Here is a 24,637-nt window from a genome sequence, read left to right as displayed (position 1 = left end):
GTCCCGCGCGGCGGTCAGGCGGTGTGCAGGGTGCGGAAGTGCGCCGGGTTCGCCGGGTCGCGGTCGGCGACCTGGATCGGGGGCCAGGCCCACTGCCAGACGCCGATGCCCGGCGCGCGGGAGAACCGGATCGGCCCCCGGGTGCCCTCGACTGCGACGTGCGGCCAGGATCCGGCGACGGCCGCCCGGTCCACGCCGTGCGACCGCAGCGCCTCGGCCACCACGGTGACCGTGTCGTAGCCCTCGAAGGCGACGAACGACGGCGTCGCGGCCAGCCGCTCGCGAAGGGCCGCCGCCGCCCGTACGCCCAGAGGGCTCGGGCTCTCGGGCAGGTAGCGCAGGAACGGGATCGCGGCGCCGTCGTCGCCCAGCGACTCGGCCCACCCCGGGAACTCCGGCTGCCCGGCCGGGGCGCCGATCAGGGTCCCGGCCAGGCGCCGGTCGCGGCGCACGGCCCGCACGATCGGCACCGCCGGCTCCGGGTGGCCGACCAGGAGAAGCAGCGCCGTCGCGCCGTCGCGGGCGAGTTCGTCGCACACGGCCGCGGGGGTGAGCGCGGTCATGTCCAGCTCGGTGACCGTGCCGCCGCGGGCGGCGAGGTGGTCGCGCAGGACGCCGAGCCCCGACGCCCAGTAGACGCTCGGCTGCGTCGCCACCGCGACGCGCCCGTGGCCCGCGCCCAGAAGGAAGTCGGCGAAGATCCGCCACCCGCGCGACTGCGCGGGGGCCAGGCGCGCGACCCACGTCGCGGGCTCTTCGGTGAGCGCGTCGAGGACCGCCGAGGAGCAGAGGAACGGCAGGCCGACGGCCTCGGCGCGGGCGGCGGCGGTCCGGGCGACCACGCTGTGGTACTCGCCGGTCAGCGCGGCCACCCCGAGCCGGGCCAGCTCGTCCACGGCCGCCGCCGCCTTCCGCGGGTCGGCGGCGGTGTCCCGGACCACCAGCTCCAGGGGCCGGCCGCCGATGCCGCCGGCGTCGTTGACGTCCCGCACGGCCAGCTCCAGCCCGGCGAGCAGGTGGCGGCCCGCCTCGACCCAGCCGGGCGGGGTGAGCGGGACGAGCGCGCCGATCCGGACGGACGGCCCGCCGGCCCGCTCGGCCCCCGGCTGCGACGACGGCGTGCTCATGCGCATGATCTCCCTGGACGTGATGATCCGATGGCCCAGTATGCCGGGATCGCGGCGTCGCGACGGCGCCGGGGCCGGGGTTCGGGCCGTCCCCGGCCGGAGTACGGCGATCTTGAACCGCCCGCCGCGCGTGGCGTCGTCCTTCCACGGTGACTCTCCGTTATTTTGCGAGATGGATGAGGGGGATCCGTAGTGACTGATTCGCGTGGGACCGTGTCCCGCAGGTTGTTCGTCAGCGGCATGTTCGCCGCCCTGGGCGCCGTTCCGTCGGCCGCCGCCGGAGCGTCCGCGGGGCCGTCCGCGGGGCCGTCGGCGGGGAGGGCCGCCGAGACGGCCGGCAGGAGGGTGCTGCGGGCCGCGCCCGCCACCGTGTCCCTCGGCGGACGGACGGTGTCCACCTGGGCCTACGACGGTCTGCTGCCCGGCCCGACCATCCGGGCCACGGCCGGCGGCACCGTACGGGCCAGGCTCGTCAACGACCTGCCCGCGCCGACCACCGTGCACTGGCACGGCATCAGGATCGCCGCCGACATGGACGGCGCGCCCGGCCTCTCGCAGCGGCCGACCCGGCCCGGCGGGACGTTCGACTACGTGTTCACCGTCCCCGACCCGGGCACCTACTTCTACCACTCCCACGTGGGCATGCAGAGCGACCGCGGCCTGTACGGCCCGCTGATCGTGGAGGACCCGTACGAGCCGCTCGGGTACGACCAGGAGTTCACGGTCGTCCTCGACGACTGGCAGGACGGCGTCAACGGCACGCCCGACGACACGCTGCGCGCGCTGAGCACCACCCCGCACGACGACACCCTGAGCAGCCACGTCCTCGGCGGCACGTCCGGGCACGCGCGCTACCCGTACTACCTGGTCAACGGCCGTACCGCCGACGAGCCCACCATCTTCATGAGCCGTCCCCGCGTGCGCGCCAGGTTCCGGGTGATCAACGCGGCCGCCGACACCGCCTTCCGGGTGGCGCTCGGCGGCCACCGCCTGACCATCACCCACACCGACGGTTTCCCGGTCAAGCCGGTCACCGTGGACACGGTCGTGATCGGCATGGGGGAGCGCTACGACTTCGTCGTCACGCTCGACGCGGGGGCGTTCCCGCTGATGGCGATGGCGGAGGGCAAGGCCGGGCGGGCGTTCGCGGTGGTGCGCACCTCGCCCAGCGCCCGCACGCCGTCACCGGACGGCGCCGTGCCGGAGCTCCAGCGGCGGCAGCTCGCCTACCAGGACCTCCAGGCGCGCCGCCGTGACCAGCTGCGCCCGCCGTCCAGGACGGTCACCGTCACGCTCGGCTGGCGTCAGGGCACCTCCGGCAGCGAGTGGCCCATGAACGGGCACCTCGCCGACGACCCGCTGCGCCTGCGGGTCGAGCGGGGCGAGACGATCAGGATCGTCATGCACAACGACACGCACATGTGGCACCCGATGCACCTGCACGGCCACACCTTCCAGGTCCGGACCACCGAGCGCGGCGGGCCGCGGAAGGACACCGTGAACGTCATGCCGTACAAGCGGATCAGCATCGACGTGCACGCCGACAACCCCGGCGAGTGGATGTTCCACTGCCACAACCTCTACCACCAGGAGCAGGGCATGATGGGCCTGCTCGGCTACGGCAAGCCCCCGAAGCGCCGGCACGTCATGAGCCACTGAATGAGCCGCTGATTGAGCCGCTGATTGAGCCGCTGACCGGCGTCCGCGCGGTCGTGTCCAGGTAACCGGCGGCGGCGGCCAGCAGCGAGGTCCCCCAGAGCAGGAAGACCGGGTAGGTCCCGGCGAATCCCCAGCTCCCGTCCAGGACCTCGGCGCCGCCGCCGGGCGCGCACCCGCGGGTGACGCCGAACGCGAGGCAGCTCGTCATCATCGCGCCGTACTGGCCGACCAGCATGCCCACGGCCGCCGCCGGGACCGCCGCGAGCGCGCGCGGCACCCGCCGTCCTCCCGCCAGGGGCACCCAGCGCGGGACGATCTGTCCCCATCGGGCGATCAGTCCCAGGGTGAGCAGGCCCCCGGCCACCGGCCCGGCGACGAGCAGCACCCAGAACACCGCCGAGCCGCCCAGCTCCGCCAGGCCCGCGCGGGAGCTCTCCGCCACGCCCAGCGGCAGGCCCAGCCCCCACAGCAGGTGCGGCACCGAGAAGCCCAGCACCGGCAGGACGGCCGCCGTCCAGGTCGCCGCCCTGGCCCAGCGGGCAGGCCGGACCGTCCCGTCGGCCCGCCGCCGGTGCGGCCGCGCGGCGGTACGCGTCCCGAAGCGGACGGCCGCCAGCGCCAGCAGCACCCCCAGCGCGGCGGACAGCGACTGCCGGGCCAGCGCGGGGTCGTCGAGCTTGCCGAACGCCAGCCGCATGACCAGGTTCCCCGGCGCCACCAGCACGAGCGCGGCCGCCGCCGTCCAGCCTGCGGCCAGCAGCGCGGGCCGTGTGAGTGATCTCATGGCCGCCCACGGTAGGCCGCGCGGCCCGCCCCCGATCTCCCTCCCGAGGGGGAACCGCCTCCCCTTCGCGGGCCAGCGCCCGGCGGATCAGCCGGCGCCCTCCGGCGGGGCGCCGGAGGCGCGCAGGCGCTCGCTGTTCTCCTGGAGCTCGTCGATCAACCGGGACGCCTCGGCCTTGCTCAGCCCGCCGGGCACCTCCCTGCCCACCTCCCTGGCCAGGGTGTGCAGGTAGGACTCCTGCGGGCCGGTCATGGGCTCGTCTCCGGTCGTCCACTCGTCGGGGTCCTTCTCCACCGGTCCGTGACTCATGCTGACTCTCCTCGAACTCACGTTCTCCTGGGTCAGCACGCCATGCCCGAGGAAGCGCGCCGCAAACGCGAGGTCGTCCGCCGGTGGTCCGGCGGCTCTGTCCGGGCAGTGCGGGCACTCACCTGACCGCGCGGCGGAAATGCCCGGGTCCGGGAAGTTCCTGCCATACTGGCGGGCGTGATGCGCAGGGTCGCGGCCGTGGTCGGGGACCTGGTCGCCGCGTTCGAGCTCGGGATCGTCTGCCAGGTGTTCGGGCTGGACCGCACCGACGACGGGCTGCCCGTCCACGACTTCGCGGTCTGCGCGGCGGAGCCCGGCGCCATCCCCACGACCTCGGGGTTCGCCGTCCACGTCGAGCACGGGCTCGACCGGCTCGCCGAGGCGGACCTGGTGGCCGTCCCGGCCTGGCCGCGGCTCGACGCGCCCGTCCCCGCCGCCCTGCTGGCGGCGCTGCGGGAGGCGGTCGGGCGCGGCGCCCGGGTGCTGACCGTCTGCACCGGCGCGTTTCTGCCGGCCGCCGCCGGGCTGCTCGACGGCCGGCGCGCCACCACCCACTGGCAGTTCGCCGACCTGCTCGCCCGCCGTCATCCGCGGATCACCGTCGAGCCCGGCATCCTGTACGTCGAGGACGGCCCCGTGCTCAGCAGCGCCGGAGCCGCGGCCGGGATCGACGCCTGCCTGCACCTCATCCGGCTGGAGTACGGAGCCGCCACGGCCAACGCCCTGGCCCGGCGCCTGGTCGTACCGGCCCATCGCGCCGGCGGGCAGGCCCAGTACGTCGAGGCGCCCATGCCGCCGCGGCGCACCCCGTACGAACTGGCGGAGCTGCTCGACTGGATCCAGGAGCACCTCGACCGGCCACTGACGGTGGAGGCGCTCGCGGCGCGCGCGGCCATGTCGCCGCGCACGTTCGCCCGGCGGTTCAAGGACCTGACCGGCACCACCCCGCACCGCTGGCTGCTCGAACGCCGCCTCCAGCTGGCCGAGGAGCTGCTGGAGACCACCGATCTGAGCGTGGACGCCGTGGCCGTCCGAGCCGGGTTCGGCGGCGCCGACACCCTGCGCCACCACTTCGCCGCCCGGCGCGGCGTCGCCCCCGCCGCCTACCGCCGCGCCTTCCGCCGCCTTCCGTGACGCCGGCCCCTACAGGCGCGCCACGGGCCCGTCCGGCGTGCGGGCGGGGGAGAAGGGGCCGCTCAACGCCGCCCACTGCAGCAGCATGATGGTTTTGGCGTCGGCGATCTCGCCCCGCCGGATCAGGTCGAGGGCGTGGTCGAAGTCGAGCTCCACGACCTCGATGTCCTCGCCCTCCGCCGCGACCCCGCCGCCCGCCGAGGTGCGGGTCGCGGCGTTGTACGGCGCGGCGTAGAAGTGCAGGCGTTCGGTCACCGACCCCGGGCTCATGTAGACGGAGAAGACCGGCTCGACCTCGCCGACGGTGTGGCCGGTCTCCTCGGCGGCCTCGCGCCGGATCGCCTCCTCCGGCGCGTCGTCGTCCAGCAGCCCGGCCGCGGTCTCCAGGAGCATCCCGTCGGGGTGCCCGTTGACGTAGGCGGGGTAGCGGAACTGCCGGGTCAGCAGGACGGTGCGGCGGGCGGGGTCGTACAGCAGCACGGTGGCGCCGTTGCCGCGGTCGTAGGTCTCCCGCTGCTGGGTGCTCCAGCGGCCGTCGGCGTGCTGGTAGTCGAAGGTGGTGGTGCGCAGGACGTACCAGTTGCAGGCCAGGAGCCGCACGTCGCGCACCCGCACCCGGGGGTTGCCGGTCAGGTCGCGTCCCGCCTGGTCCAGGCCGGTGCGGCCACGCCGGTCGGGCGCGTCGAGGCCCGCGGTCACGACGACCGTCCGCGCCGGGCGGACGCGCCCGCCGTGGGGAGGTGGCAGCCGGGACGAACCGGCCCCTTCGCCGCTCTGCCCGCGCGGGTCAGAACGGGCTGTCGTGCCGATCGTGCCGTCATGTCGCCCTTTCGTCGAGGGTGCCGGATCCCGGTCACCGAGTATGGCAGGAAATTCCCGTATATGAGCAGTGCTGCCACTGCCTCGCGATCCCCCTCCCGCGCAGACTCGGACCATGACCGCAAGCACGTACCCCCGTTCTCCGCTCGTGCCCTCCTTCCCGCTGCCCGGCCTGGGCAAGGAGCGTCACGCCGTCGCCGTTCCGGCGCCCGGTCGCGGGCCGCAGCACTGGGCCGGCGCGCCGAGCGCCACGCTCGACGCCGACGGCACGTACGTCCTGGCCTACCGCGTACGCGCCGGCGGCGAGGACCACAACGCGGTGGCCCGCTCCGCGGACGGCGAGCGGTTCACCACGGTCGCCGTCCTGCCGCGCGGCCGCTTCGGCGCCGCGATGGTGGAGCGCCCCGCCCTGGTGCGCCTGCCGTCCGGCCGGTGGCGGTTGTACGTCAGCTGCGCCACGCCGGGGACCAGGCACTGGTGGATCGGCGTCGTCGAGGCGGCGTCCCCGGAGGGCCTGGCCGGGGCGGACGTCCGGCCGGTGCTCACCGGCGACGCCCGCACCGGCGTCAAGGACCCGGTGATCCGGTACGACGGCACCGGTTGGCGGGCCTGGATCTGCTGCCACCCGCTGGAGACGCCCGGCGCGGAGGACCGGATGAGCACCGCGTACGCCACCAGCCACGACGGGCTGAACTGGCGGCCGCACGGCACCGTCCTCACCGGCCGCCCCGGCTCGTGGGACGCCCGCGGCGCCCGGCTGACCAGCGTCCTGCCCGACGGCCGGGCCTGCTACGACGGGCGAGCCTCGGCGGCGGAGAACTGGCGCGAACGCACCGGCCTCGCCACGCCCGCCGGCGCGACCGGGGCCGGCGGAGCGCCGCTGCTGACGCAGGTGGACGGGCCGCCGGTGGCCGACGTCCGCTACCTCGACGTGCTCCCGCTCCCCGACGGCGCCCACCGCGTCTTCTACGAGGCCCGGCTCCCCGACGACAGCCACGAACTGCGCACCGAGCTCGTGACGTGACAGGCCCGGCCGTCGCCCCGGCGGCCGCTCCCTACAATGGCCGGGTGAATCTGGATCGGGCCGTGTGCGGCACGTGCTGAGCGCGGCGGGGCTGGGCGCGGAGGAGGAGGCCGCCTACCGGCTGCTGGTCAGGACCACCGAGGTGGAGTCCGACGCCCTGGCCGAGGAGCTGGGCGTGCCGGCCGAGGTGGCGCGGCAGGCGCTCGGCTCGTTGCTGGCCAAGGGCCTGGCGCGCGCCGTTCCCGGCGAGCCCGGCCGGTTCACGGCGGTCGCCCCCGACGTCGCGCTCGCGGCCCGGCTGCACCGGCGGCAGGCCGAGGTCGACCGGGCGCGGCACGCCATGGAGCAGCTCACGGGGGAGTACCTGGCGCACGCCAGGCGGCGCGAGGCCGCGCAGCTCATCGAGGTGATCACCAGCCGGGCGGCGCTGCGCGAGCAGCTCCGGCTGCTCCAGGACGGCGCCCGGCACGAGGTGCTCAGCCTCTGCCGGGCCGGGCACGTGGCGATGAGCTCGCAGGAGAACGGCGAGGAGCTCGCGGCGCTGCGGCGCGGCGTCGGCTACCGCGTCATCTACGAGGGGGCGTTGCTGGAGGAACCCGGCATGCTGGTCAACCTCGCCGACGGCATCACGCTGGGGGAGCAGGCCCGCGCGCTGCCCGTCCTGCCGGTACGGATGATCATCGCGGACGGCGAGCTCGGCGTGCTCCCGCTCATCCAGCACACCGACGGCCTGACCCAGCTCACCGCCGCGCTGATCCGGCCCAGCAGCCTGCTCGACGCCCTCAAGGCCCTGTTCGAGACCCTGTGGGAGCGGGCCACCCCGGTCAGCCTCACCAACCCGGGCAGCCCGCTCGACGCCGACCATCTCTACCTGCTGTCGCTGCTGGTCGCGGGTGTTCCGGACAAGTCGATCGCCACCCAGCTCAAGATCTCCCAGCGGACGGTGCAGCGCAGGATCGCCTACCTGATGGAGCGGGCGGGTGCGCAGACCCGGATGCAACTGGCCTGGCACGCCGCCCGCGAGAACTGGCTCTGACCGATCAGTAGGCCCTGATCACCGTCTGCTGGACCGTGTTGCCGGCCGAGTCGGTGGCGGTGACCCGCAGCGACGGGTGCGGGCGCAGCACGATCACGTCGTAGCGGCCGCCGCCGAGCGGGATCACCGGCTGCCGCCGCCACGTCGCGCCGTCGTCGTAGGACAGCTCCAGCTTCAGGTCCTTCGCGCGCACCCCGGTCACGCCCTCCTGATGCCGTACGGCGAAGCCCACCAGACCGGGACGCTCCGGGCGCACGTCATAGTCGACCTGCAGCAGCGGCAGCACCCGGTCGCCCGGCTTGGAGCGGAACGTCCAGGCCGTCTCGGTCGCGGTGGCCGTGGTCCACTCCTCCGAGGTGCGCCTGGTGGACAGCTCCAGCCGGTAGGCGGCCTCCTGCGGCGCCGCGGGGAACGCGCCCCAGGCGGCGTCGCGCTCGGCCACCAGCGCGCCGTCGCGGAAGAACCGGGCCGAGGCGGTGTCGTTGTCGACGCCCGCGCGGGAGACGTGCCCGGAGGAGTCCACGAACTCGGGGACGCGGATCTCCATCGTGTCGCCCTCCCGGGTGGACGGCTTGAGCCAGCCGGGGATCGCCGGGCGGACCACCGGGGCGTGCCAGCTCTCGCTGATCCGCGCGCCGGGCTGGTAGGTGCGCGGCTGCTCGGTCATGCCGTCGAGCAGCCGGCCCATCTCGTCCCAGACGTACTGGTGGTTGACGAGGTGCTGCCAGTAGGAGCCGTCGGCGCTGACGTACTCGGTGCGGCGCAGCGGCGTCCTGACGATCCGCTGGGTCTCCATCTGCTGGCCCAGCGCGTACGACTGCCAGGGACGCCAGCCGAAGCGCTGCTCCTTGGCCCAGCCGAAGCCGCCGTTGTCGGCATAGGTCGTGGTGACCCGGGCGGTGTTGCCGTCGTTCACCTCATGCACGATCTTGTCCGGCACCCGGCCGTCGGAGACCTGCATGACGTCGTAGAGGTAGGGCGAGTCCATCTGCCCCGTGACCTCCAGCTTGGCGTTGCCCTTCTTCATCCGCTCCAGCATCCGCTGCCCGTCGTCGCTGGCGACCACCAGCGCCGGGATCGGCAGGTCGGCGCCGACCGGCTTCCAGTCGTGGCCGAACGCGTCGTCGGGGGAGAGCACCAGGATCACGGCGACCGCGCCCGCCTTGATCGCGGCCCCGGACGGGTCGGACCAGTCGATGTCCTCGCTGCGGATGACCGCGGCCTTGCCCTTGGACCCGGCGGCCCCGTCGGCGAGCCGCCACATGTGCCGCCCGTCCACGGCCGGCGACCGGCCCAGGAAGCCCATCGGGTACGGCTCGCCCGACCCGGGCACGCGGGCGGTGAGCTTCGGCGCGACGAGCTGCCAGCGCGAGGCGAACTCGAACGAGCCGTCCCGCACGGGCTGGGTCGGCGAGACGTTGAGCCCCTCGATGACGTCGAAGTTCATGACGCCCTGGGAGATCTTGCGCGAGCCGAACGCGCGATGGGTGAAGTAGGTGTAGATGCCCACCTGTTCGGCGGGTTCCTTGGTCCTGATGGTCACCGGGGTGGTCCTGCGGAAGTCGAGCACCACGTCCAGGTCGCGGTCGACCTTGAGCTCGGGGATGACGACCATGCCGTCCCGCGGGTGGGTGCGGCCCCAGCCGCCGCCCAGGTTGAGCGACTGCGTCATGTAGGTGCCCTCGGACACCTCCACGGTCAGCCCTTCCTGGGGCAGCCAGGTGAACAGGTCGTCCTGCTGGGAGGCGCCGAACATCGACAGCGTGTCGGCGCCGGTCGGCCTGCCCGCGGCGTCGACGGCGGTGAAGTGGACCTTGTGCTGCGGTCCCTTCCAGGTCAGCGCCAGCGTGGTGTGCACCTGCTCCGTGCCCGCCGTGGCGGTGACCAGCCCGCCGTACCGGCCGAAGGAGAGCTCGGCCAGGTCCACCGTGACCTTGACGTCGGCGGTGCCGCCCGCCGGGACCGTCACGGACGCGGCGCTGAGCTCGGCCTTGTCCAGGGTGGCGGCCAGCTGCAGCGTGACCGGGGCGGCCGTGCCGTTGGCGTAGGTGATGGTGCCCTCGGCCGTGGCCGGGCCCTGGTCCTTCTGATGCTTGCCGAGGTCGACCACGCCGGTCGCGGTCACGCCCTGGCGCACCGCGCGGGCCACGTCCAGGCGGCCGGCGCCGGCGTCGTCGATCTGCTGGCCGGGGATGGGCTTGGCCGAGCCGATCAGCGCGTCCTTGATCTGCCTGGCCGTCCAGGCGGGGTGGCGCTGCTTGACGATCGCGGCGGCCCCGGCCACGTGCGGCGTGGCCATCGAGGTGCCGGAGGCGGCCGTGTAACGCTCGTCCACCGGCTCCCCCATGCTGGTGCCCGCCGCGCGGGCCGCGACGATGGCCACGCCGGGCGCGGTCAGGTCGGGCTTGGGCGCGTCGTCCAGGCGCGGGCCGCGGCTGGAGAACTCCGCGAGGGCGTCCTTGCCGTCGACCGCGCCGACGGTCAGCGCCGAGGTCGCCGCCCCGGGCGTGCCGATGGAGTAGGCCGCGCCGTCGTTGCCCGCCGCCACCACGAACAGGGCGCCGGTGCGCTCGGTGAGGGTGTTCACGGCCTCGCTGAGCGGGTCGGTGCCGTCGGTCGGGCTGCCGCCGAGGCTCATGCTGATCACCGACGCGCCTTCGGCGGCGGCCCACTCCATGCCCTCGATGACGCCGGACAGGGTGCCCGAGCCGTCGTCGCCGAGCACCTTGCCGACCATCAGCTCGGCGCCGGGGGCGACGCCCTTCCTGCCGTCGCCGCCGGCGATGGTGGCGGCGACGTGGGTGCCGTGCCCGTTGCCGTCCTGGACGCTCGGCTCGCCGGTGAACACCTTGCTCTGCTTGACGCGTCCGGCCAGGTCGGGGTGGGTGGCGTCGACGCCGGTGTCCAGCACGGCGACCTTGACGCCCTTGCCGTCGAACCCGGCCTGCCACGCCTCCGGCGCGCCCACCTGCGGGACGCTGTGGTCGAGGGTGGCCTTGACCTTGGCGTCCAGCCAGATCTTCGACACGCCCTGTGACAGCGTGGCCCGCTGCCCGTCGAGCGACTTCCACAACCCGCCGATCGTGCGTTTGTCGGCGGCGACCACCCGGCCGTTGACGCTCTCCAGCTCGGGCGCGGACGCGCTCTTCGGCGCGGCGCCGTCGTAGAGGAACAGCAGCGGCAGCTTGTCCGACCTGGCGTCGTCGTACCCCTGGGCGATCAGCCGGGTGACCGAGAACAGGGCCGGGTCCAGCCGCCTGGCCGCCAGGAGGGGCACGACGTCCTTGGGCAGGACGCGCAGCTCGCCGTTCTCCTCGGTGGTGCTGAACGCCATCCGCTCACGGCCCGGCCCCGGCTTCACCTCCACCGCCTGCCTGCCCGGCTCGGCCTGCCTGACGGTCACCACGTCCCCGGTGATCAGTGTGACGCGGTGGACGCTCCCGCCGGCGGGCTCGGCCGCGGCCGAGGCCGCCGATAACGGGGAGCTCAACAGGGCGGCGGTGGTGACTCCTGCCACCGTCACATGGGCGGACCAGTGCATGGGGGTGAAACCTCTCGTAGCAACAACCAGTGCACACGAGAGTGGGTGATCGGACACGCGGCGCGCCAGGTGTCACCCGTGCCGTTTGTCTGCCATGTCGTGATTACGACACAGCGCCGGCGGTGCGGTTAGCATGGAACGGGATCGGGGATCGTGGCGACACTCGGCGACGAAGCGAGATCTGTGCATGCCTACGCCCCCGCGCAAGCTCCGCAACACCCTGAGCTGGTACGCCTTCGGCCTCTCCTGCGCGGTGACGCTGCTCGCCGCGGTCCTCATGCTGTTCTTCGACCCGCACCTCACCAGGGCGGCGGTGCTCTCCTCGATCGGCCTCAACCTGATCGCATCCGTCGCCTTCGCCGTCGTGTTCTCCGTCCTGAGCTCCCAGGTGCAGCAGCGCAGCATGGAGGAGAACATCGCCCAGCACCTGGACGACCTGGCCACGGGGCTGCGCGCCGAGGTGGCCTCGATGCACAAGGGGTTCATGCCGACGGCCGTCTACCCGTCCTTCGACCCGGTGGACGGCACGTACGGGGACGCCTTCAACAAGGACGTGACCGCGAGCCTAGAGGCCACCGGGTTCTACGCCTTCTGCGGCCCGAGCGCCCGCTACGTGTCGGCCCGGCTGACCAGGTCCCGCCACTTCCCCCACCAGGTCCGGGTCGCGATGCTCAACCCCGGCGACAAGCTGGCCATCTCGCGCCGCGCCACCGACCGCACCAGCTGGGCCAGGCTGGCGGGCAAGGACAACTCCACCCTGTCGGAGGAGCTGCGCGAGGAGCTCGTCATGAGCACGGTCGCGCTGTTCGACTACCGGCACATCTGCCCGGTGGACCTGGCCTACATCGAGGACACCGCGACCTACCGGTTCGAGATCTTCGACGACGCCATCTACCTGTCCTGGTACCACGGCCCGCAGTCGATCTCCAAGGAGATGCCGGAGTCGCTCAGGTTCGCCGCCGAGTCCTTCCTCTACCAGTTGCTCCGCCTCGACCTCATGCGCAGGTTCGAGATCGTCGAGAGCCGGGTGCGGTTCGAGGCGGGCCAGGACGACACCTTCCTCATCGCCCACCTGACGGCGGTGCTCGGCTCCGCGGTGTCGGCCGCCGACCTGGAGCGCTGGCGGAGACGGTACCGGGAGTACACCGCGGACTTCACCGGCTACCTCGACACCGTCTACGCCGAGCTCAAGATCTGACAGGGCTCACAGGGCTCACAGGGCTCACAGGGCTCCGGCGCGGGCCGCGGCCAGCGCCGCCGCGGCGGCCCGGTCGGCGGCGGCCTCGTCGAGGGCCTCCCCGGTGTTGAGCAGCGCGTAGTACAGGGGCGCGGACACGGCGGCGATCACCCGGCGCGGGTCGGTGCCGGGCGGCAGCTCGCCGCGCCCGATCGCGTCGGTGACGCAGCCGGCCCACTCCTCGATGCGGACGGCGTAGAAACGGTGCAGCGCCCGGGCGGCCTCCCCGTCGCAGAGCGAGGCGGCGATCAGCGCCTTGAACAGGCGTCCCTGGCGGGGGTCGGTGAGGGTCTTGACGACCAGGCGGGCGTTGTCGCGCAGGTCCGCCCGCACGTCGCCGTTGCGGGCGCGGGGCAGCGAGGTCTCCGCCATGTCCTTGAGGAGGTCGGCGGCGAGCGCGCCGGGCGTGCCCCAGCGGCGGTAGACGGTGGTCTTGCCGACCTCCGCGAGGCGGGCGATGTCGGCGAGGTCGAGCCCGGCGAAGCCCTTCTCGACCAGGGTGTCGCCGGCGGCCCGCAGAACGGCCTCGCGGACGCGGGCGGTACGCCCACCGGGACGGACGGCACCCGGCGGTGGCACGGCGGCCATACGGACTCCTCCTCGTTCGAACCCTTATTGGAACCGTAGTTCCCTTAACGCTGATTCCGGTGCTACTGTTCTCGCATCTTAACGGAACTAAAGAACCGTTTGCGATGGCATGCCCGATCGGCACGCCCGAGAGAAAGCCCTGCCATGACCACCACCACACCCCTGCCCACGTCCGCCGCCCAGGCTCCGCCACGGCGCCTGACCGGCCGCCTGCGCCTCGTCCTCGCGGTGCTCCTGGTCGCCCAGTTCATGCTGGCCGTCGACTTCTCGATCCTCAACGTGGCCCTGCCCGCCATCGGCGACGACCTCGGCTTCTCCCTGTCCGGCCTCCAGTGGATCGCCACCGCCTTCGCCCTGTGCGCGGCCGGTTTCACGCTCTTCTTCGGCCGCATCGGCGACCTGGTCGGCCGCAAGCGCATCTTCCTCGGCAGCCTGGCGCTGCTCGGCGCGGCCTCGCTCGCCGGCGGGCTCGCCCCCACCCCCGACGTCCTCATCGTGGCCCGCATCGCCCAGGGCCTCGCGACGGCCGCGGCCACCCCGGCCGGGCTCGCCCTGCTCACCACGTCCTTCCCCGAAGGGCCGCTGCGGCAGAAGGCGCTCGGGCTCAACGGAGCCCTGATGTCCGCCGGGTTCACCGCGGGGGCCGTGCTCGGCGGCGTCCTGACCGACCTGCTCTCCTGGCGCTGGGCGTTCTTCGTCAACGTGCCCGTCGCCCTCGCCGTGCTCATCGTCGCGCCCGCGGTCATCGCCGAGTCCCGGCCCGCCGACCGTCCCCGGCTCGACCTGCCCGGCGCGCTCAGCGTGACCCTCGGGCTGCTCGGCGTCGTCTACGGCCTGACGCAGGCCGGCGAGCACGGCTGGACCCACCCCCTCGCCCTGGCCGGGGTGCTGGGCGGGGCCGTCCTGCTCGGCCTGTTCCACCTGGTCGAGCGGTGCGCCGCCGCGCCGCTCGTGCCGCTGCACGTGCTGCGCAAGCCGACCGTGGCCTGGGGCAACCTGCTCGGCCTGCTGGCCTTCGTCACCGAGACGTCCCTGGTGTACCTGCTCACCCTCTACCTGCAGAAGACCCTCGGCTTCACCGCCCTGGCGGCCGGGCTGTCGTTCGGCGTGCTCGGTCTCGGCACCGTGGCCGGCGGCCTGCTCGCCCCCAAGGCGATCGCCCGCGCCTCCACCGTGACCGTGCTGGTCGGCGGCGGGCTGCTGCAGGCGGTCAGCACCGGCGCGCTGCTGCTCCTCGGGGGCACCTCGGGCTCGATGGCGTTGCTGCTGCCCGCCACCTTCCTGGGCGGCGTGGGGAACATGCTGGTCATCGTCGGCTTCATGGTCACCGCCACCACCGGCCTGCCCGACCGCGAGCAGGGCCTGGCCACCGGTCTGGCCTCGATGTCCCAGCAGATCGGCATCACCATGGGCACCCCGATCATGTCCGCGATCGTCACCGCCGCGACGGCCGGGGCCGTGACGGGCGCGGCCGTCCTGCACGGCGTCACCGTCGCGATCGCGGTCAACGCCGCGCTCGTGCTGCTCGGCGTCCTCGTCGCGGCGATCTTCCTGCGCGGCCGGCGCGACCGTGCGAACGCCTGACCCGCCCTCCCTCTCTCGTCGCGGAGCACCTCATGGATCCTCAGCCCAGTGGCGCGGTGATCGCCGTGACCGGCGGACGCCGGGAGCCGTCGTGGTCACGTCTTGTCCTTCCCGGCTCGCCTCCCGTGCCGGTCCGCGTCCATCGGCCGCGGGGCCTGCCGCCCGCCGGGCTGCTGGTCTGGGCGCACGGCGGCAGCTGGCAGCGCGGCTCGGCCGCCGGCTGGCACGACGCCACCGCGGCCCTGGCCGCCTGGTCCGGCTGGGCGGTGATCAGCGTCGACTACCGGCTCGCGCCGCGCCATCGCCATCCCGGCGCCGTGCGGGACGTCCTCGCCGCCCTCGCCTGGGCCCACGGCCAGGCGGCCGGGATGCCGCTCGCGGTGGGCGGCGACAGCGCGGGCGGCACGCTCGCCGCCGTCGCCGCCCTGGCCGCCCGCGACCGCGGGCTGCCGCTGGCCGCGCAGGTGCTGGCCTACCCGCCGTTCGACCCGGCCTGCGCCGGCGCCTCCTACTACCGCTCGCCGTCGGCGTTCCCGCAGGCGGAGCCGCTGCGCCGGGCCTGGCGCGCCTGGCGCGGCGACCGGCCGGCCGCCGTCCGCGACGCCGACGGCACCCGCCTGTACACCACGCACTGGGAGGCGCCCACCCTGGCCGGGGTGGCCCCCGCCGTGCTCGCCGTCGGCCGCGACGACCCCGTGCACGACGACGTCGAGTCCTACGCGCGGCGGCTGCGCGCCGACGGCGTCCCGGCGCGGCTGCTCCGCCCGCCGGGCGCCGTCCACGGCGACGTGCTGCGCCCCGGCCGTCCCCTTCTCCGGCTGCTCGCGCGGGCCCTGCGCGGGCCGGACCCGTCCGACCATCGAGAGGACCACCGATGAACGTTCCCCCCGCCCCCCTTGAGGCGCTCGTCCGCCACTTCGCCGACCTGCGCGACGGCACCCACGCCGGCCACGTCACCCGCCGTGGCAAGCAGGACGCCTTCCGTCGGGCCTCGCGCCGATCACCCTGACCGCCCACTACGGCGCCGGGTTCCACCATCCGCACCTGCGGGGCGCCACCGTGCCGCCGTCCACCTCTGAGGGAGCCCGCCCCCGGAGGGGGGCGTGTCGACTCCGGCGGGGACGTGGGGCAGACTACCCGCGACCCCTCCGGAGAGAGAGCAGCATGGACCACGCCCCACCCCAGAACGAGGCGCCCGCCGAGCCGTTGCGGTCCCCGGTGGGCAGCGTGAACTTCCGCCGTTTCTGGGCCGGTCAGACGATGTCCCAGATCGGCGGCAGGATCGGCGAGTTCGGCATCCCGGTCGTGGCCGTGCAGCTTCTCGTGGCGACGAGCGGCCAGCTCGGCGTCCTGACGGCCGCGGAGTCGCTCGGCTTCCTGTTGCTCGGGCTGCCGGCCGGGGCCCTGGTCGACCGGTGGAGCAAACGCCGGACCATGATGGTCTCCGCCCTGGTGCGCGCGGTGTCGATCGCCCTGATCCCCGTCGCGTGGCTCACCGGCACGCTCAGCATCTGGGTGCTGTACGTGGTCGCCACCGTCGTCGGCGTCTGCACGGTGTTCTTCAACGTCGCCTACCAGTCGTACGTGCCCGTCCTGGTGCCCGATCACGAGATCAGCAAGGCCAACGCCAGGCTGGAGACGACCGCTCAGGTGGCCACCAGTCTCGGGCCCTCACTGGCCGGGCTGCTCACCCGGTTCGTCAGCGTCCCGGTCGTGCTGTTCGCCGATGCCTGCTCCTACCTGGTGAGCCTCCTGGCCCTCGCGCTCACCCGCGACGCCGAGCCGGAGCGCGGCTCCAGGGAGCCCTCCGGCGCGCGCCGCCGGCTGCTCTCCGAGATCGGGGAGGGCCTGGCCTTCGTCCGGACCCAACCGGTGATCCGCAGGCTGGTCGTGTCGATGGTCTTCTCCGGCATGTTCGCCGCGGTGGTCGCCACCCTGATCCCCCTGCTGGTGCTCAGGAACCTGGGCATGGACGCCTTCGTGCTCGGCATCGTGATGACGGCCGGTTCGGTCGGCGGCGTCGCCGGCGCCGCGGTGACGCCCCTGCTGCGGCGGCGGGTCGACGGCGGACGGCTCATCGTCGCCGGGCTGCTGTCGGCGTCGCTGTTCTGCCTGCTTGCCCCGGTGGCAGCCATGGTCGCGGCCGACGCGCCCGGGCTGGGGCTGGCCCTGGTGATCGTCTCGGAGTTCGGGCTGATGGCGTCGGCGCTCGTCTTCAACATCACGCAGGTCAGCCTCCGGCAGGTGTTGAGCCCGAGACACCTGCTCGGCCGGATGAACGCCACCGTGCGCTTCTTCGTGTGGGGCACGCTGCCGATCGGCGGCCTGCTCGCCGGCTGGCTCGGGGCCCGGTTCGGGATCGCCGCCGCCATGGGGATCGGGGCGGTGGCGTCGTTCCTGACCGTCCTGCCGGTCGCGGGCATCAGGAAGATCATCCCGGCCGGCCTGACGTGGTGAGCGGAGCCGCTACGGGCGCGCCGGCTCGCCGGCCTCCCGTACGGCGTCCATGAAGGCGTCGTACGGCATGCCCCCCGCGCCGCTCCACATCTTCTGGGCCAGCACGGCGAAGGTGGGCTCGACCAGGTCGCGCACGTCGTCCTCGGTGTAGGGCGCCGCGGTGATGTCGTTCCACACCGCCGACATGGCGCCCAGCAGCCGCGGATCGCCGGGGGCCACGCTCTGGCCGTCGGGGAAGACGTGCGGCGCCCAGTGGTCGTACAGGTACTCGCCGTCCAGGCCGTCGGGGTGGTAATAGGTGGCGGCCGGGACGATGTAGAGCAGGGAGTCGCTGGTGTTGACGAAGGAGTAGCCGTCCCGCCCGGCCTCGTGCGGGCCGTACCAGACGGTGGCCCAGCAGTTGATCACCACGTCCCGGTCGTAGCCCTCGGGGACGCCGCCCGCCATCCTGGTCAGGCTCCCCCACGCGCGCGGACGTTTGCCCAGCGCCCGCAGGTGGGCCGCCATCGCGTTGAAGAACTCCCGGTAACGCGGCTCGTCGGCCAGGTACTCGTCGGCGCCGAAGTGCGCGTGCGGGCCGCGGAACCAGGGGACGAACTCGGTGAACACGTCCTTGACGAACTGCGTGGCCGCCGGCTTCGACAGGTCCAGGTGGTCGTCGCCCAGCCCGAGCGAGGGACGGAACCGGACGAACGCCAGAGAGTGGGCGGGCGCGTCGATCTCGGGGACCAGGGTGACGCCTTCGGCCGCCGCCGTCTCCTCGAAGGAGTCCCAGTCCGCCCGGTCGTAGGCGCCGTCGGCCGAGGCCAGCCCGGCCAGCGCGGGGTCCTCCGGCACCAGGCGGAAGCCCGCCTGCACCTCCGCCCAGGTTCCGTCCGGGGCCAGGAAGCCGTTGTCGTTGAGGTGGAGCTGCAGCTCGTTGAGCTTGAACCAGCCCATGACGGCCAGCTGCTCGCGGATGAAGCCCGGCGTGAAGAAGCGGCGGCCCACGTCCAGCATGAAGCCGCGCACCGGGTAGTCGGGCCAGTCGGCGGCGGCGCCCACCGGCAGTTCGACGGTGGTGCGCAGGATCTGCAGCAGGCTGCGCGTGCCGTAGAACAGGCCGGTGGGCGTGGGCGCGGAGATCCGGACCTGCTCGCCGGTGACGGTGAGCAGGTAGCCCTCCTCGGCGAAGCGGGCGCCGCCCGCCTCGCACGTCAGCGCCGGGTCGAGGGTCAGGACGACGTCACCGGCGCCCGCCGGCCCACCGGCCGCGGCCAGGGTCAGGCCGGTGACCTGCCCGATCTCCCGGACGAGCCGGTCACGCAGGGCGTTCTCGCCGCTCACGACCCTGGCCAGCGCGGTGCGGGGGAGCACGCCGGCGCCGCCGTCCCACTGCTGCAGGCGGGGCACGACGACCGGGCACGGGTTAGCCAAGGCCGGCCTCCTCGCGGATCTCCACGACCGGCTCCCGGCAGCCGTCCAGTTCGAGGACGACGAGCTCGTTGCCGCCCGCCCGCAGCAGCGGCCACGGCAGGTAGAGGGTGCGCTGGGGGCCCCGGTCCCAGTAGCGGCCCAGGCAGAACCCGTTGACCCAGACGTACCCCTTGGTCCAGCCGGGCAGGGCCAGGTAGGCGTCGCGCGGCTCGGCCACGGTGAGCGTGCCGCGGTGGAAGACCGGCCCGGTCGTCGCGCCGGTACGGCCCCACGGCAGCCCGGACACGTCGTCCAGCGGGATGGGCACGGCCTCCCAGTCGTGCACGTACTGCCGCTCGTGCCGCACGCCGCCGACGATGCCCTTGCGGTCGCCCAGCCGGGGGCCGTAGTTGACCCGGCCCATCGACTCGACCAGCAGCTCCACCACCGCCGACGGGCCGGGCACCGCGACGGGCACGCCGGTCAGCCGGTCCCGTTCGAGCACCGCCACCGGCTCGCCGTCCACGAACAGGTGGGCCCGGTCGGCCAGGCCGTCGACGTGCAGCTCGTACGGCCCCCGCGGCCCGTGCACGGTGGCCCGGTACAGCACCAGGCCGTGGGCCAGCCCGAGCTCCTCGAACGTCGGCGGGCGCGCCGAGCGGGCCGCGACCGGCGGGAGCGCGTCGAACAGCCGCAACGACTGCGTCAGCTCGACGGCGGCGGGCGGCAGCGTCGGCGGCAGCGGCTCCGGCTCGGGCACCTGGCCCTCCCGGTGGGCGGCCAGCACCTTCCTGAAGGCCCAGAACTTCTCGGTCGGCGCGCCCCGCTCGTCGATCGGGGCGTCGTAGTCGTAGGAGGTGACGGTCGGCTGGTACGCGCCGTCCTGCAGGTCGCCGCCCAGGTTGGCGCCGGCCCAGGTGCCGAAGTTGGTGCCGCCGTGGGCCATGTAGAGGTTGACCGACGCGCCCGCGGCGAGCATGCGTTCCAGGATGCCGGCCACCTCAGCGGCGTCCCGGGTGGTGTGGGTGTCGCCCCAGTGGTCGAACCAGCCGTTCCAGAACTCCATGCACGCCGGCGGGTCCTCGGGCCGGAAGCGGGCCAGCTCGGCGAAGGAGCCTTCGGGGTCGGAACCGAAGTTCACCGTCGCCCGCACGCCCGGCAGGGTGCCGCCGGTGAGCATGTGGTCGATCGCGCCGTCGGAGGTGAACAGCGGGACGTCCAGGCCGCGCTCGCGCAGCCCGTCGGCCAGCCAGGCCAGGTAGCGCCGGTCGGAGCCGTAGGAGCCGTACTCGTTCTCGACCTGGACCATGATCACGTTGCCGCCGCGGGTGGCCTGCCGGGCGGCGACGATCGGGATCACCTCGTCGAAGAAGCGCCCGACGTGGCCGAGGAAGGTCTCGTCGTGGCAGCGCAGCGCGGCGTCCCGGTCGGTGAGCAGCCACCAGGGCAGGCCGCCGTTGTCCCATTCCGCGCAGATGTAGGGCCCCGGCCGCACGATCGCCCGCAGCCCCTCCTCGGCCGCCAGGTCCAGGAAGCGGCCCAGGTCGGCCCGGCCGGTGAAGTCGAAGTGGCCGGGCCGCGGCTCGTGCAGGTTCCAGGCCACGTACGTCTCGACGGTGTCCAGGCCCATGGCCCGCAGCATGGCCAGGCGCTGCCGCCACTGCTCCGGAAGGACCCGGAAGTAATGCATCGCTCCCGACAGCACCTGAGTCATGCCTTCATTCTCCTGATCCGGTCAGCGGGTGACGATCTCGTAGAGGGCGAGGTTGCCCCATTCGAGGTTCGCCTTGTGGACGATCAGCCGGATCTTCTGCGTGGACACCGGCGCGGGCAGCCGCATCGTGCTGGTCTCGACGGTGGCGCTGCTGGACGGCCAGTCGATGAGATGGTGGTCGACCCGGGTGACCCAGGAGTCGCCGTCCCAGGTCTGGAGCGAGACGTCCGTGATGCCCTGGCCCTTGGCCCAGGCGGTGTGCAGGGTGACCTCGGAGAAGGTCCGCGGCGTGCGGTAGTCGACGGTGATGTCGCCGGGGAAGGTCACCCCGGTCGAGGCCGAGGCCCACGGCGTGCCGGGGTCGCCGTCGATCAGGTTCTCCAGCGCGGACGCCGACACGAACGACGAGGTGGCCACCGGCACGCCGCCGGGCGGCAGGTACGGCTCGGCGGCGGCGGGCACGCTCAGCCGCACCTCGCCGATCCGGAAGCGGCCCTCGCCGGTGACGACCAGCCGCACCCGGCGCGTGGTGACCTCCTCGGGCAGCGTCACCGCCTGCTTCGCGCCGCTCGCCCTGGTCTGCCAGGCACGGCCGTCCGCGGAGGTCTGGACGTCGAACGCGATGTCGGGCGAGCCGCTCACCTCGACGCGGCCGAAGGTGCGCGGCACGGCGTAGGTCAGGTCGACGGTGCCGGGGAACCGCGGCCTGGGCACGCTCTGCCAGAAGGTGTCCGGGTCACGGTCGGCCAGCCGCTCCAGACGGCCCTTGGGCGTGAACGTGCTGCTCACCTCGGGGAGCGGGACGGCCCGCTGGTAGGCCCCGAGGTCGGGCGCCGCGTCCGGGACGGGCGTGCCGGCCAGGTCGGAGACGGCGGGCACGCTCACGCCCGCGTCGAACACCGGCGAGCCGTCGAGCGGCCGGTATCCGGCCAGGCCGCCGGAGCCGGGCGAGGCCAGCCGCGGGTCGGCCACGATCGCCTTGTGGTCGGGCCCCGTCGGCGGCTGCGGCGTGCCCCAGTACAGGTTGTGGTCGTAGATCGCGCCGTTCTTGCCGTCGAACCCGGCGCCGGCCGCGTTGAGGAACACGTTGTCGCGCACCGTGACGCCCGCGGCGTCGTTGTAGATCCGCACGACCTTGCCCAGGGGATACTTGCCGGCCCCGGCCAGCGGCGGCTTCACCTCGACCACCCGGCCGTCGGCGTAGACGGTGTTGTGGTGGATGTCGGTGCCGTGGGTGGCCGTGGACAGCCCGAACACCTCGTAGCCGTCGCTCTCGCTGACGTTGTAGCGGACCACGGTGTCGCGGGTGGGCGCGCCGGCGAAGGACACCGCGATGAAGAAGCCGCCGTCGTTGTGGTGGCTGTAGTTGTACTGCACGATGCTGCGGTTGTTGTCGGCGTCGGAGTCGAAGCCGTGCCCGTCGGAGCCCGGCCCGTTGAACCCGGTGCCGCTGACCTCGTTGCGCTGGACGACGAGGTCGTCGTTGCCCTGCCACCAGATGCCGACGTTGCCGCCGGTCGGCTTGGTGCGGCCGGTCACCGCCCGCTCGACCTTGTTGCCCTCGACCAGCGCGCCCTTGGTGTGCATCGGGGTGATGCCGCCGCCGGTCACGTCATGGACGTGGTTGCCGCGGATGGCGACGCCCGTGCTCGGCGTCCAGGTGACCACCTCGCTGTCGGGGATGCCGGTCTCGACCGGGTAGAGGCTGGTCATGCCGTTGCGGCGGGACCAGGTGGACCACATGATGATCCCGTAGGAGCCGATCTTCGAGATCTCGTTGTCCTCGATGACCAGCCGGTCGAACCAGGTCGGCGTGCGGTTGCCCCTGATCGAGACCAGCAGCCCGGCGGTGGCGACGCTGTGGCCGCCGGCGCCGTCCACGTCGTGGATGTCGAGGTTGCGCAGGGTGACGTTCGCCAGCTTGCCGGAGTCCTTGGCGTACAGGTTGACGCCGGTGCGGTAGACGGCCCGGCCGTCGCTGTTGGTCACCTGGAGGCCGTCCACGACGAAGTCGTGCACGTCGGCGATCGTGACGGCGGCGCCGTCGAGCCCGCCGCCCTCGATCAGCGGCTTGGCGCCCTGGCCGTAGGAGCCGACCGTCGCCGGGTCGCCGGGCGCGCCGGCGCCCTTCAGGGTGAGCCGGCCGGTCCAGCGCTGCCCGGCCCGGAACAGCAGCCGGTCGCCGGGGCCGAGCCGCAACTCGCTCGCCTTGTCCAGGCTCCGCCAGGCGGTGGCCGGGCTCGACCCGTCGGCGGCGTCGTTGCCGGCCGAGGCGTCGACGTAGTAGGTGGTGCCGGTCGCGGCCTGCGCGGGGGTGGCGGCCAGGAGTCCGGCGAACAACGTTAAAGCGGTGACGATGACGCGCAAGAGCGGGCGTCCTTTCCAGGTCATTTGCCGATACCGGCCGTCATGCCTTCGACGACCCGCCGGCCGAGCCAGATGTAGAGGATGACCATCGGATAGATGAGGATCACGATCCCGGCGAACAGGCCGCCCCAGTCGGAGCTGTACTGCATGGTCGAGTACAGGTTGAGCAGGGCCGCCGGGAGCGTGCGCTCCTCGGGCAGCGGGGTGATGAGCAGGACCAGCAGGGTGGAGTTCCACAGGCCGATCACGTTGAGCACGAGCACGGTGGTCAGGCCCGGCCGGGCCAGCGGCGCGATCACGCGGACGAACGCCGTCAGCGGCCCGGCGCCGTCGAGCTCGGCGGCCTCCTCGACCTCCCTGGGCAGCGACCGGAAGTAGCCGGTCAGGACGAACACCGCGAACGGCAGCGACAGGACGACCTCGAACACCAGCAGCGTGATGCGGTTGTCCCACCAGCCGGTGACCCAGTCCTCCATGAACGTGTAGACCGACAGCTTGGCCACCACGATCGGGATCGCCATGGTCTGCAGCGGGATGCTCAGCCCGACCGCGAAGAACCCGGTGATCGGCCCGGCGATCCGCCGCGACGACCGCGACAGCGCGTAGGCGGCGGGCGCCGCGATCGCGACGATGAGGAACGCGCCGAGCGCGGTCAGCACGACGCTGTTGAGCGCGGCGATCGAGAACTGGCCGGCCTGCCAGGCCGAGTCGTAGTTCTCCCAGGCGGGGGAGTCAGGCAGCGCGAACGGGTGCAGCCACACCTCGCCGGAGGACTTCAGCGACTGCAGGCCGACCCAGGCGACCAGGGCCAGGTTGAAGACCACCCACGCCCACAGGGCGACGGCGGTCAGCCGGGGCAGCAGCAGGTCGCCCAGCAGCCGGGCCAGCGGACGCCTCACCGGGACGGTCGTCATGACAGCTCCACGCTCTCTCGGCGGGTGATGCGGCGCACCAGGACGATCAGCACGATGGTGATCAGGGTCACCACCACCCCCATCGCGGCGCCGGACCCCAGTTCGGGCACGCCGCCCCCGGTGATCACCGTGTACTGCTGCACGGCCACGGTCCTGGCCTGCAGCGGCGGGGCGCCGGGCGTGCCGCCGGTGGTGAAGGCGATCACGATCTCGAACACCTTGAGGCTGTTGACCACCCACAACACGGCGGCGACCGCGAACACGTCCCAGGTGAGCGGCAGCGTGATGTGGCGGAACTGCTCCCACTTGGTCGCGCCGCCGAGCACCGCGTCCTCGTACAGGTGGGGCGGGATGCCGTCCACGGCGGACATCATCAGCGCGATGTAGAAGCCGGTGGAGGACCAGACCAGCCCGCCGATGACGCACCGGAAGACCAGGTCGGGGCCGAGCCAGGGGAGCCCGTCGATGCCCGCCCAGCCCAGCACCTGGTTGACGACGCCGCCGGGGTTGAGCAGGAACCCGACCGCGGCGCCGACCGCGATCGCCGAGATGATCATCGGCAGGAAGACGACGGACCGGATGAAGGCCCGTCCCTTCAGGTGGCGCAGCGCCATCATCGACAGGAACGTGATCCCGAAGACCAGCGCGCCGCCCGCGACCGCCAGCAGGAAGGTGTTGGCGAACGACTGCAGGAACGCGTCGTTGCGCAGCAGCGCCTGGTAGTTGCGCAGGCCGCGCCACTCCATCTCGGCGCCCGGCCCGGCCCAGCGGTACAGACTGACCCACACGCCGTAGAAGGAGGGCAGCACGAACAGCAGCGTGTAGAGCGCGAGCGCGGGCAGCAGGAAGGGCCAGAAGGCCCGTTCCCGCGCCGGCCGCAGGATCTTGCCGCGGTACGGATCCCGCGACGGGAGCGCCGTCTCCGCAACGAGGGAGCCGTATGCCATG

Annotated in this window: 20 protein-coding genes; 9 read left to right on the top strand and 11 right to left on the bottom strand. The window is 73.4% G+C overall.

The features are described 5' to 3' along the window. Positions 1-14: 14 nt before the first annotated feature. Positions 15-1,127, bottom strand: a complete 1,113-nt coding sequence (locus tag ACWEJ6_RS25740; RefSeq protein WP_452426732.1) for an ABC transporter substrate-binding protein — start codon at positions 1,125-1,127, stop codon at positions 15-17. Positions 1,128-1,340: 213 nt separating this feature from the next. Here ACWEJ6_RS25740 and ACWEJ6_RS25735 point away from each other — a divergent pair, with 213 nt between their 5' ends. After that, positions 1,341-2,786, top strand: coding sequence for a multicopper oxidase family protein (locus ACWEJ6_RS25735; protein ID WP_452426729.1), 1,446 nt, complete (start codon positions 1,341-1,343; stop codon positions 2,784-2,786). Here the strand turns inward: ACWEJ6_RS25735 and ACWEJ6_RS25730 are convergent. Then, entirely contained in the window at positions 2,773-3,570 is a 798-nt protein-coding gene (locus ACWEJ6_RS25730; RefSeq protein ID WP_452426727.1) for a hypothetical protein, read from the bottom strand. The two genes, ACWEJ6_RS25735 and ACWEJ6_RS25730, sit on opposite strands and share 14 nt — an antisense overlap. A gap of 87 nt (positions 3,571-3,657) precedes the next feature. Next, the gene (locus ACWEJ6_RS25725) at positions 3,658-3,879 is read right to left on the bottom strand and encodes a DUF3072 domain-containing protein (RefSeq protein WP_364341312.1); all 222 of its coding nucleotides are present in this window, start codon (positions 3,877-3,879) and stop codon (positions 3,658-3,660) included. A gap of 180 nt (positions 3,880-4,059) precedes the next feature. On the opposite strand from ACWEJ6_RS25725, the gene ACWEJ6_RS25720 reads away from it, so the two are divergent. Then, a complete protein-coding gene (locus ACWEJ6_RS25720; protein WP_452426884.1) occupies positions 4,060-5,013 on the top strand; it encodes a helix-turn-helix domain-containing protein in 954 nt (317 codons plus the stop codon). Between the two features lie 9 nt (positions 5,014-5,022). Here ACWEJ6_RS25720 and ACWEJ6_RS25715 read toward each other — a convergent pair whose 3' ends face one another. After that, entirely contained in the window at positions 5,023-5,712 is a 690-nt protein-coding gene (locus ACWEJ6_RS25715; RefSeq protein WP_452426725.1) for an NUDIX domain-containing protein, read from the bottom strand. A 235-nt stretch (positions 5,713-5,947) separates the two neighbouring features. Here ACWEJ6_RS25715 and ACWEJ6_RS25710 point away from each other — a divergent pair, with 235 nt between their 5' ends. Then, on the top strand, positions 5,948-6,856 hold the full coding sequence (locus tag ACWEJ6_RS25710; RefSeq protein WP_452426723.1) for a hypothetical protein: 909 nt from the start codon (positions 5,948-5,950) through the stop codon (positions 6,854-6,856). 64 nt (positions 6,857-6,920) lie between these two features. After that, positions 6,921-7,892: a helix-turn-helix domain-containing protein gene (locus tag ACWEJ6_RS25705; protein ID WP_452426721.1), complete on the top strand. Its 972-nt coding sequence runs from the start codon at positions 6,921-6,923 to the stop codon at positions 7,890-7,892. Positions 7,893-7,896: 4 nt separating this feature from the next. Here ACWEJ6_RS25705 and ACWEJ6_RS25700 read toward each other — a convergent pair whose 3' ends face one another. Continuing rightward, positions 7,897-11,382, bottom strand: coding sequence for a S8 family peptidase (locus ACWEJ6_RS25700; RefSeq protein ID WP_452426719.1), 3,486 nt, complete (start codon positions 11,380-11,382; stop codon positions 7,897-7,899). A 238-nt stretch (positions 11,383-11,620) separates the two neighbouring features. Here ACWEJ6_RS25700 and ACWEJ6_RS25695 point away from each other — a divergent pair, with 238 nt between their 5' ends. Next, positions 11,621-12,631, top strand: coding sequence for a hypothetical protein (locus ACWEJ6_RS25695; RefSeq protein ID WP_452426717.1), 1,011 nt, complete (start codon positions 11,621-11,623; stop codon positions 12,629-12,631). 24 nt (positions 12,632-12,655) lie between these two features. Here the strand turns inward: ACWEJ6_RS25695 and ACWEJ6_RS25690 are convergent, their stop codons facing one another. Next, positions 12,656-13,258, bottom strand: coding sequence for a TetR/AcrR family transcriptional regulator C-terminal ligand-binding domain-containing protein (locus tag ACWEJ6_RS25690; protein WP_452426715.1), 603 nt, complete (start codon positions 13,256-13,258; stop codon positions 12,656-12,658). A 144-nt stretch (positions 13,259-13,402) separates the two neighbouring features. Here ACWEJ6_RS25690 and ACWEJ6_RS25685 point away from each other — a divergent pair, with 144 nt between their 5' ends. The 4 genes from ACWEJ6_RS25685 (at position 13,403) to ACWEJ6_RS25670 (ending at position 17,299) form a co-directional block, all read left to right on the top strand. Then, the gene (locus ACWEJ6_RS25685) at positions 13,403-14,842 is read left to right on the top strand and encodes an MFS transporter (RefSeq protein ID WP_452426713.1); all 1,440 of its coding nucleotides are present in this window, start codon (positions 13,403-13,405) and stop codon (positions 14,840-14,842) included. A gap of 32 nt (positions 14,843-14,874) precedes the next feature. After that, the gene (locus ACWEJ6_RS25680) at positions 14,875-15,720 is read left to right on the top strand and encodes an alpha/beta hydrolase (RefSeq protein ID WP_452426711.1); all 846 of its coding nucleotides are present in this window, start codon (positions 14,875-14,877) and stop codon (positions 15,718-15,720) included. Then, positions 15,717-15,851, top strand: coding sequence for a hypothetical protein (locus tag ACWEJ6_RS25675; protein ID WP_387680559.1), 135 nt, complete (start codon positions 15,717-15,719; stop codon positions 15,849-15,851). Before ACWEJ6_RS25680 ends, ACWEJ6_RS25675 begins: the two co-directional genes overlap by 4 nt. 155 nt (positions 15,852-16,006) lie before the next feature. Further along, positions 16,007-17,299 (top strand): MFS transporter, encoded by a 1,293-nt coding sequence (locus tag ACWEJ6_RS25670; protein ID WP_452426709.1) that lies wholly within the window; start codon positions 16,007-16,009, stop codon positions 17,297-17,299. A 9-nt stretch (positions 17,300-17,308) separates the two neighbouring features. On the opposite strand, the gene ACWEJ6_RS25665 is transcribed toward ACWEJ6_RS25670, so the two are convergent. Genes ACWEJ6_RS25665 through ACWEJ6_RS25645 form a run of 5 tightly spaced genes read right to left on the bottom strand, consistent with a single transcriptional unit; the run spans position 17,309 to position 24,636 of the window. Further along, a complete protein-coding gene (locus ACWEJ6_RS25665; RefSeq protein ID WP_452426707.1) occupies positions 17,309-18,715 on the bottom strand; it encodes a beta-N-acetylhexosaminidase in 1,407 nt (468 codons plus the stop codon). Next, positions 18,708-20,408 carry a glycoside hydrolase family 35 protein gene (locus tag ACWEJ6_RS25660; RefSeq protein WP_452426705.1) on the bottom strand — a complete coding sequence of 567 codons (1,701 nt, stop codon included), beginning with the start codon at positions 20,406-20,408 and terminating at the stop codon, positions 18,708-18,710. The genes ACWEJ6_RS25665 and ACWEJ6_RS25660 overlap by 8 nt, the downstream gene beginning before the upstream one ends. Positions 20,409-20,429: 21 nt before the next feature. Then, positions 20,430-22,775, bottom strand: coding sequence for a discoidin domain-containing protein (locus ACWEJ6_RS25655; RefSeq protein WP_452426703.1), 2,346 nt, complete (start codon positions 22,773-22,775; stop codon positions 20,430-20,432). Between the two features lie 20 nt (positions 22,776-22,795). Then, the gene (locus ACWEJ6_RS25650; protein WP_358296950.1) at positions 22,796-23,689 is read right to left on the bottom strand and encodes a carbohydrate ABC transporter permease; all 894 of its coding nucleotides are present in this window, start codon (positions 23,687-23,689) and stop codon (positions 22,796-22,798) included. Beyond that, positions 23,686-24,636 (bottom strand): carbohydrate ABC transporter permease, encoded by a 951-nt coding sequence (locus ACWEJ6_RS25645; RefSeq protein ID WP_352360126.1) that lies wholly within the window; start codon positions 24,634-24,636, stop codon positions 23,686-23,688. The genes ACWEJ6_RS25650 and ACWEJ6_RS25645 overlap by 4 nt, the downstream gene beginning before the upstream one ends. Position 24,637: the final 1 nt, after the last annotated feature.

This window comes from Nonomuraea sp. NPDC004702 (assembly GCF_053601695.1).
Note: the sequence above shows the minus strand (reverse complement) of the source record. Positions and strands in the feature narration are given on the sequence as shown.

Excerpts from the sequence above, each read along its gene's own strand:
- ACWEJ6_RS25650 (WP_358296950.1), bottom strand. The coding sequence starts at position 23,689 with ATGACGACCGTCCCGGTGAGGCGTCCGCTGGCCCGGCTGCTGGGCGAC.
- ACWEJ6_RS25710 (WP_452426723.1), top strand. The coding sequence starts at position 5,948 with ATGACCGCAAGCACGTACCCCCGTTCTCCGCTCGTGCCCTCCTTCCCG.
- ACWEJ6_RS25675 (WP_387680559.1), top strand. The coding sequence starts at position 15,717 with ATGAACGTTCCCCCCGCCCCCCTTGAGGCGCTCGTCCGCCACTTCGCC.
- ACWEJ6_RS25685 (WP_452426713.1), top strand. The coding sequence starts at position 13,403 with ATGACCACCACCACACCCCTGCCCACGTCCGCCGCCCAGGCTCCGCCA.
- ACWEJ6_RS25670 (WP_452426709.1), top strand. The coding sequence starts at position 16,007 with ATGGACCACGCCCCACCCCAGAACGAGGCGCCCGCCGAGCCGTTGCGG.
- ACWEJ6_RS25725 (WP_364341312.1), bottom strand. The coding sequence starts at position 3,879 with ATGAGTCACGGACCGGTGGAGAAGGACCCCGACGAGTGGACGACCGGA.
- ACWEJ6_RS25740 (WP_452426732.1), bottom strand. The coding sequence starts at position 1,127 with ATGAGCACGCCGTCGTCGCAGCCGGGGGCCGAGCGGGCCGGCGGGCCG.
- ACWEJ6_RS25730 (WP_452426727.1), bottom strand. The coding sequence starts at position 3,570 with ATGAGATCACTCACACGGCCCGCGCTGCTGGCCGCAGGCTGGACGGCG.
- ACWEJ6_RS25690 (WP_452426715.1), bottom strand. The coding sequence starts at position 13,258 with ATGGCCGCCGTGCCACCGCCGGGTGCCGTCCGTCCCGGTGGGCGTACC.
- ACWEJ6_RS25680 (WP_452426711.1), top strand. The coding sequence starts at position 14,875 with ATGGATCCTCAGCCCAGTGGCGCGGTGATCGCCGTGACCGGCGGACGC.
- ACWEJ6_RS25695 (WP_452426717.1), top strand. The coding sequence starts at position 11,621 with ATGCCTACGCCCCCGCGCAAGCTCCGCAACACCCTGAGCTGGTACGCC.
- ACWEJ6_RS25720 (WP_452426884.1), top strand. The coding sequence starts at position 4,060 with ATGCGCAGGGTCGCGGCCGTGGTCGGGGACCTGGTCGCCGCGTTCGAG.
- ACWEJ6_RS25660 (WP_452426705.1), bottom strand. The coding sequence starts at position 20,408 with ATGACTCAGGTGCTGTCGGGAGCGATGCATTACTTCCGGGTCCTTCCG.
- ACWEJ6_RS25645 (WP_352360126.1), bottom strand. The coding sequence starts at position 24,636 with ATGGCATACGGCTCCCTCGTTGCGGAGACGGCGCTCCCGTCGCGGGAT.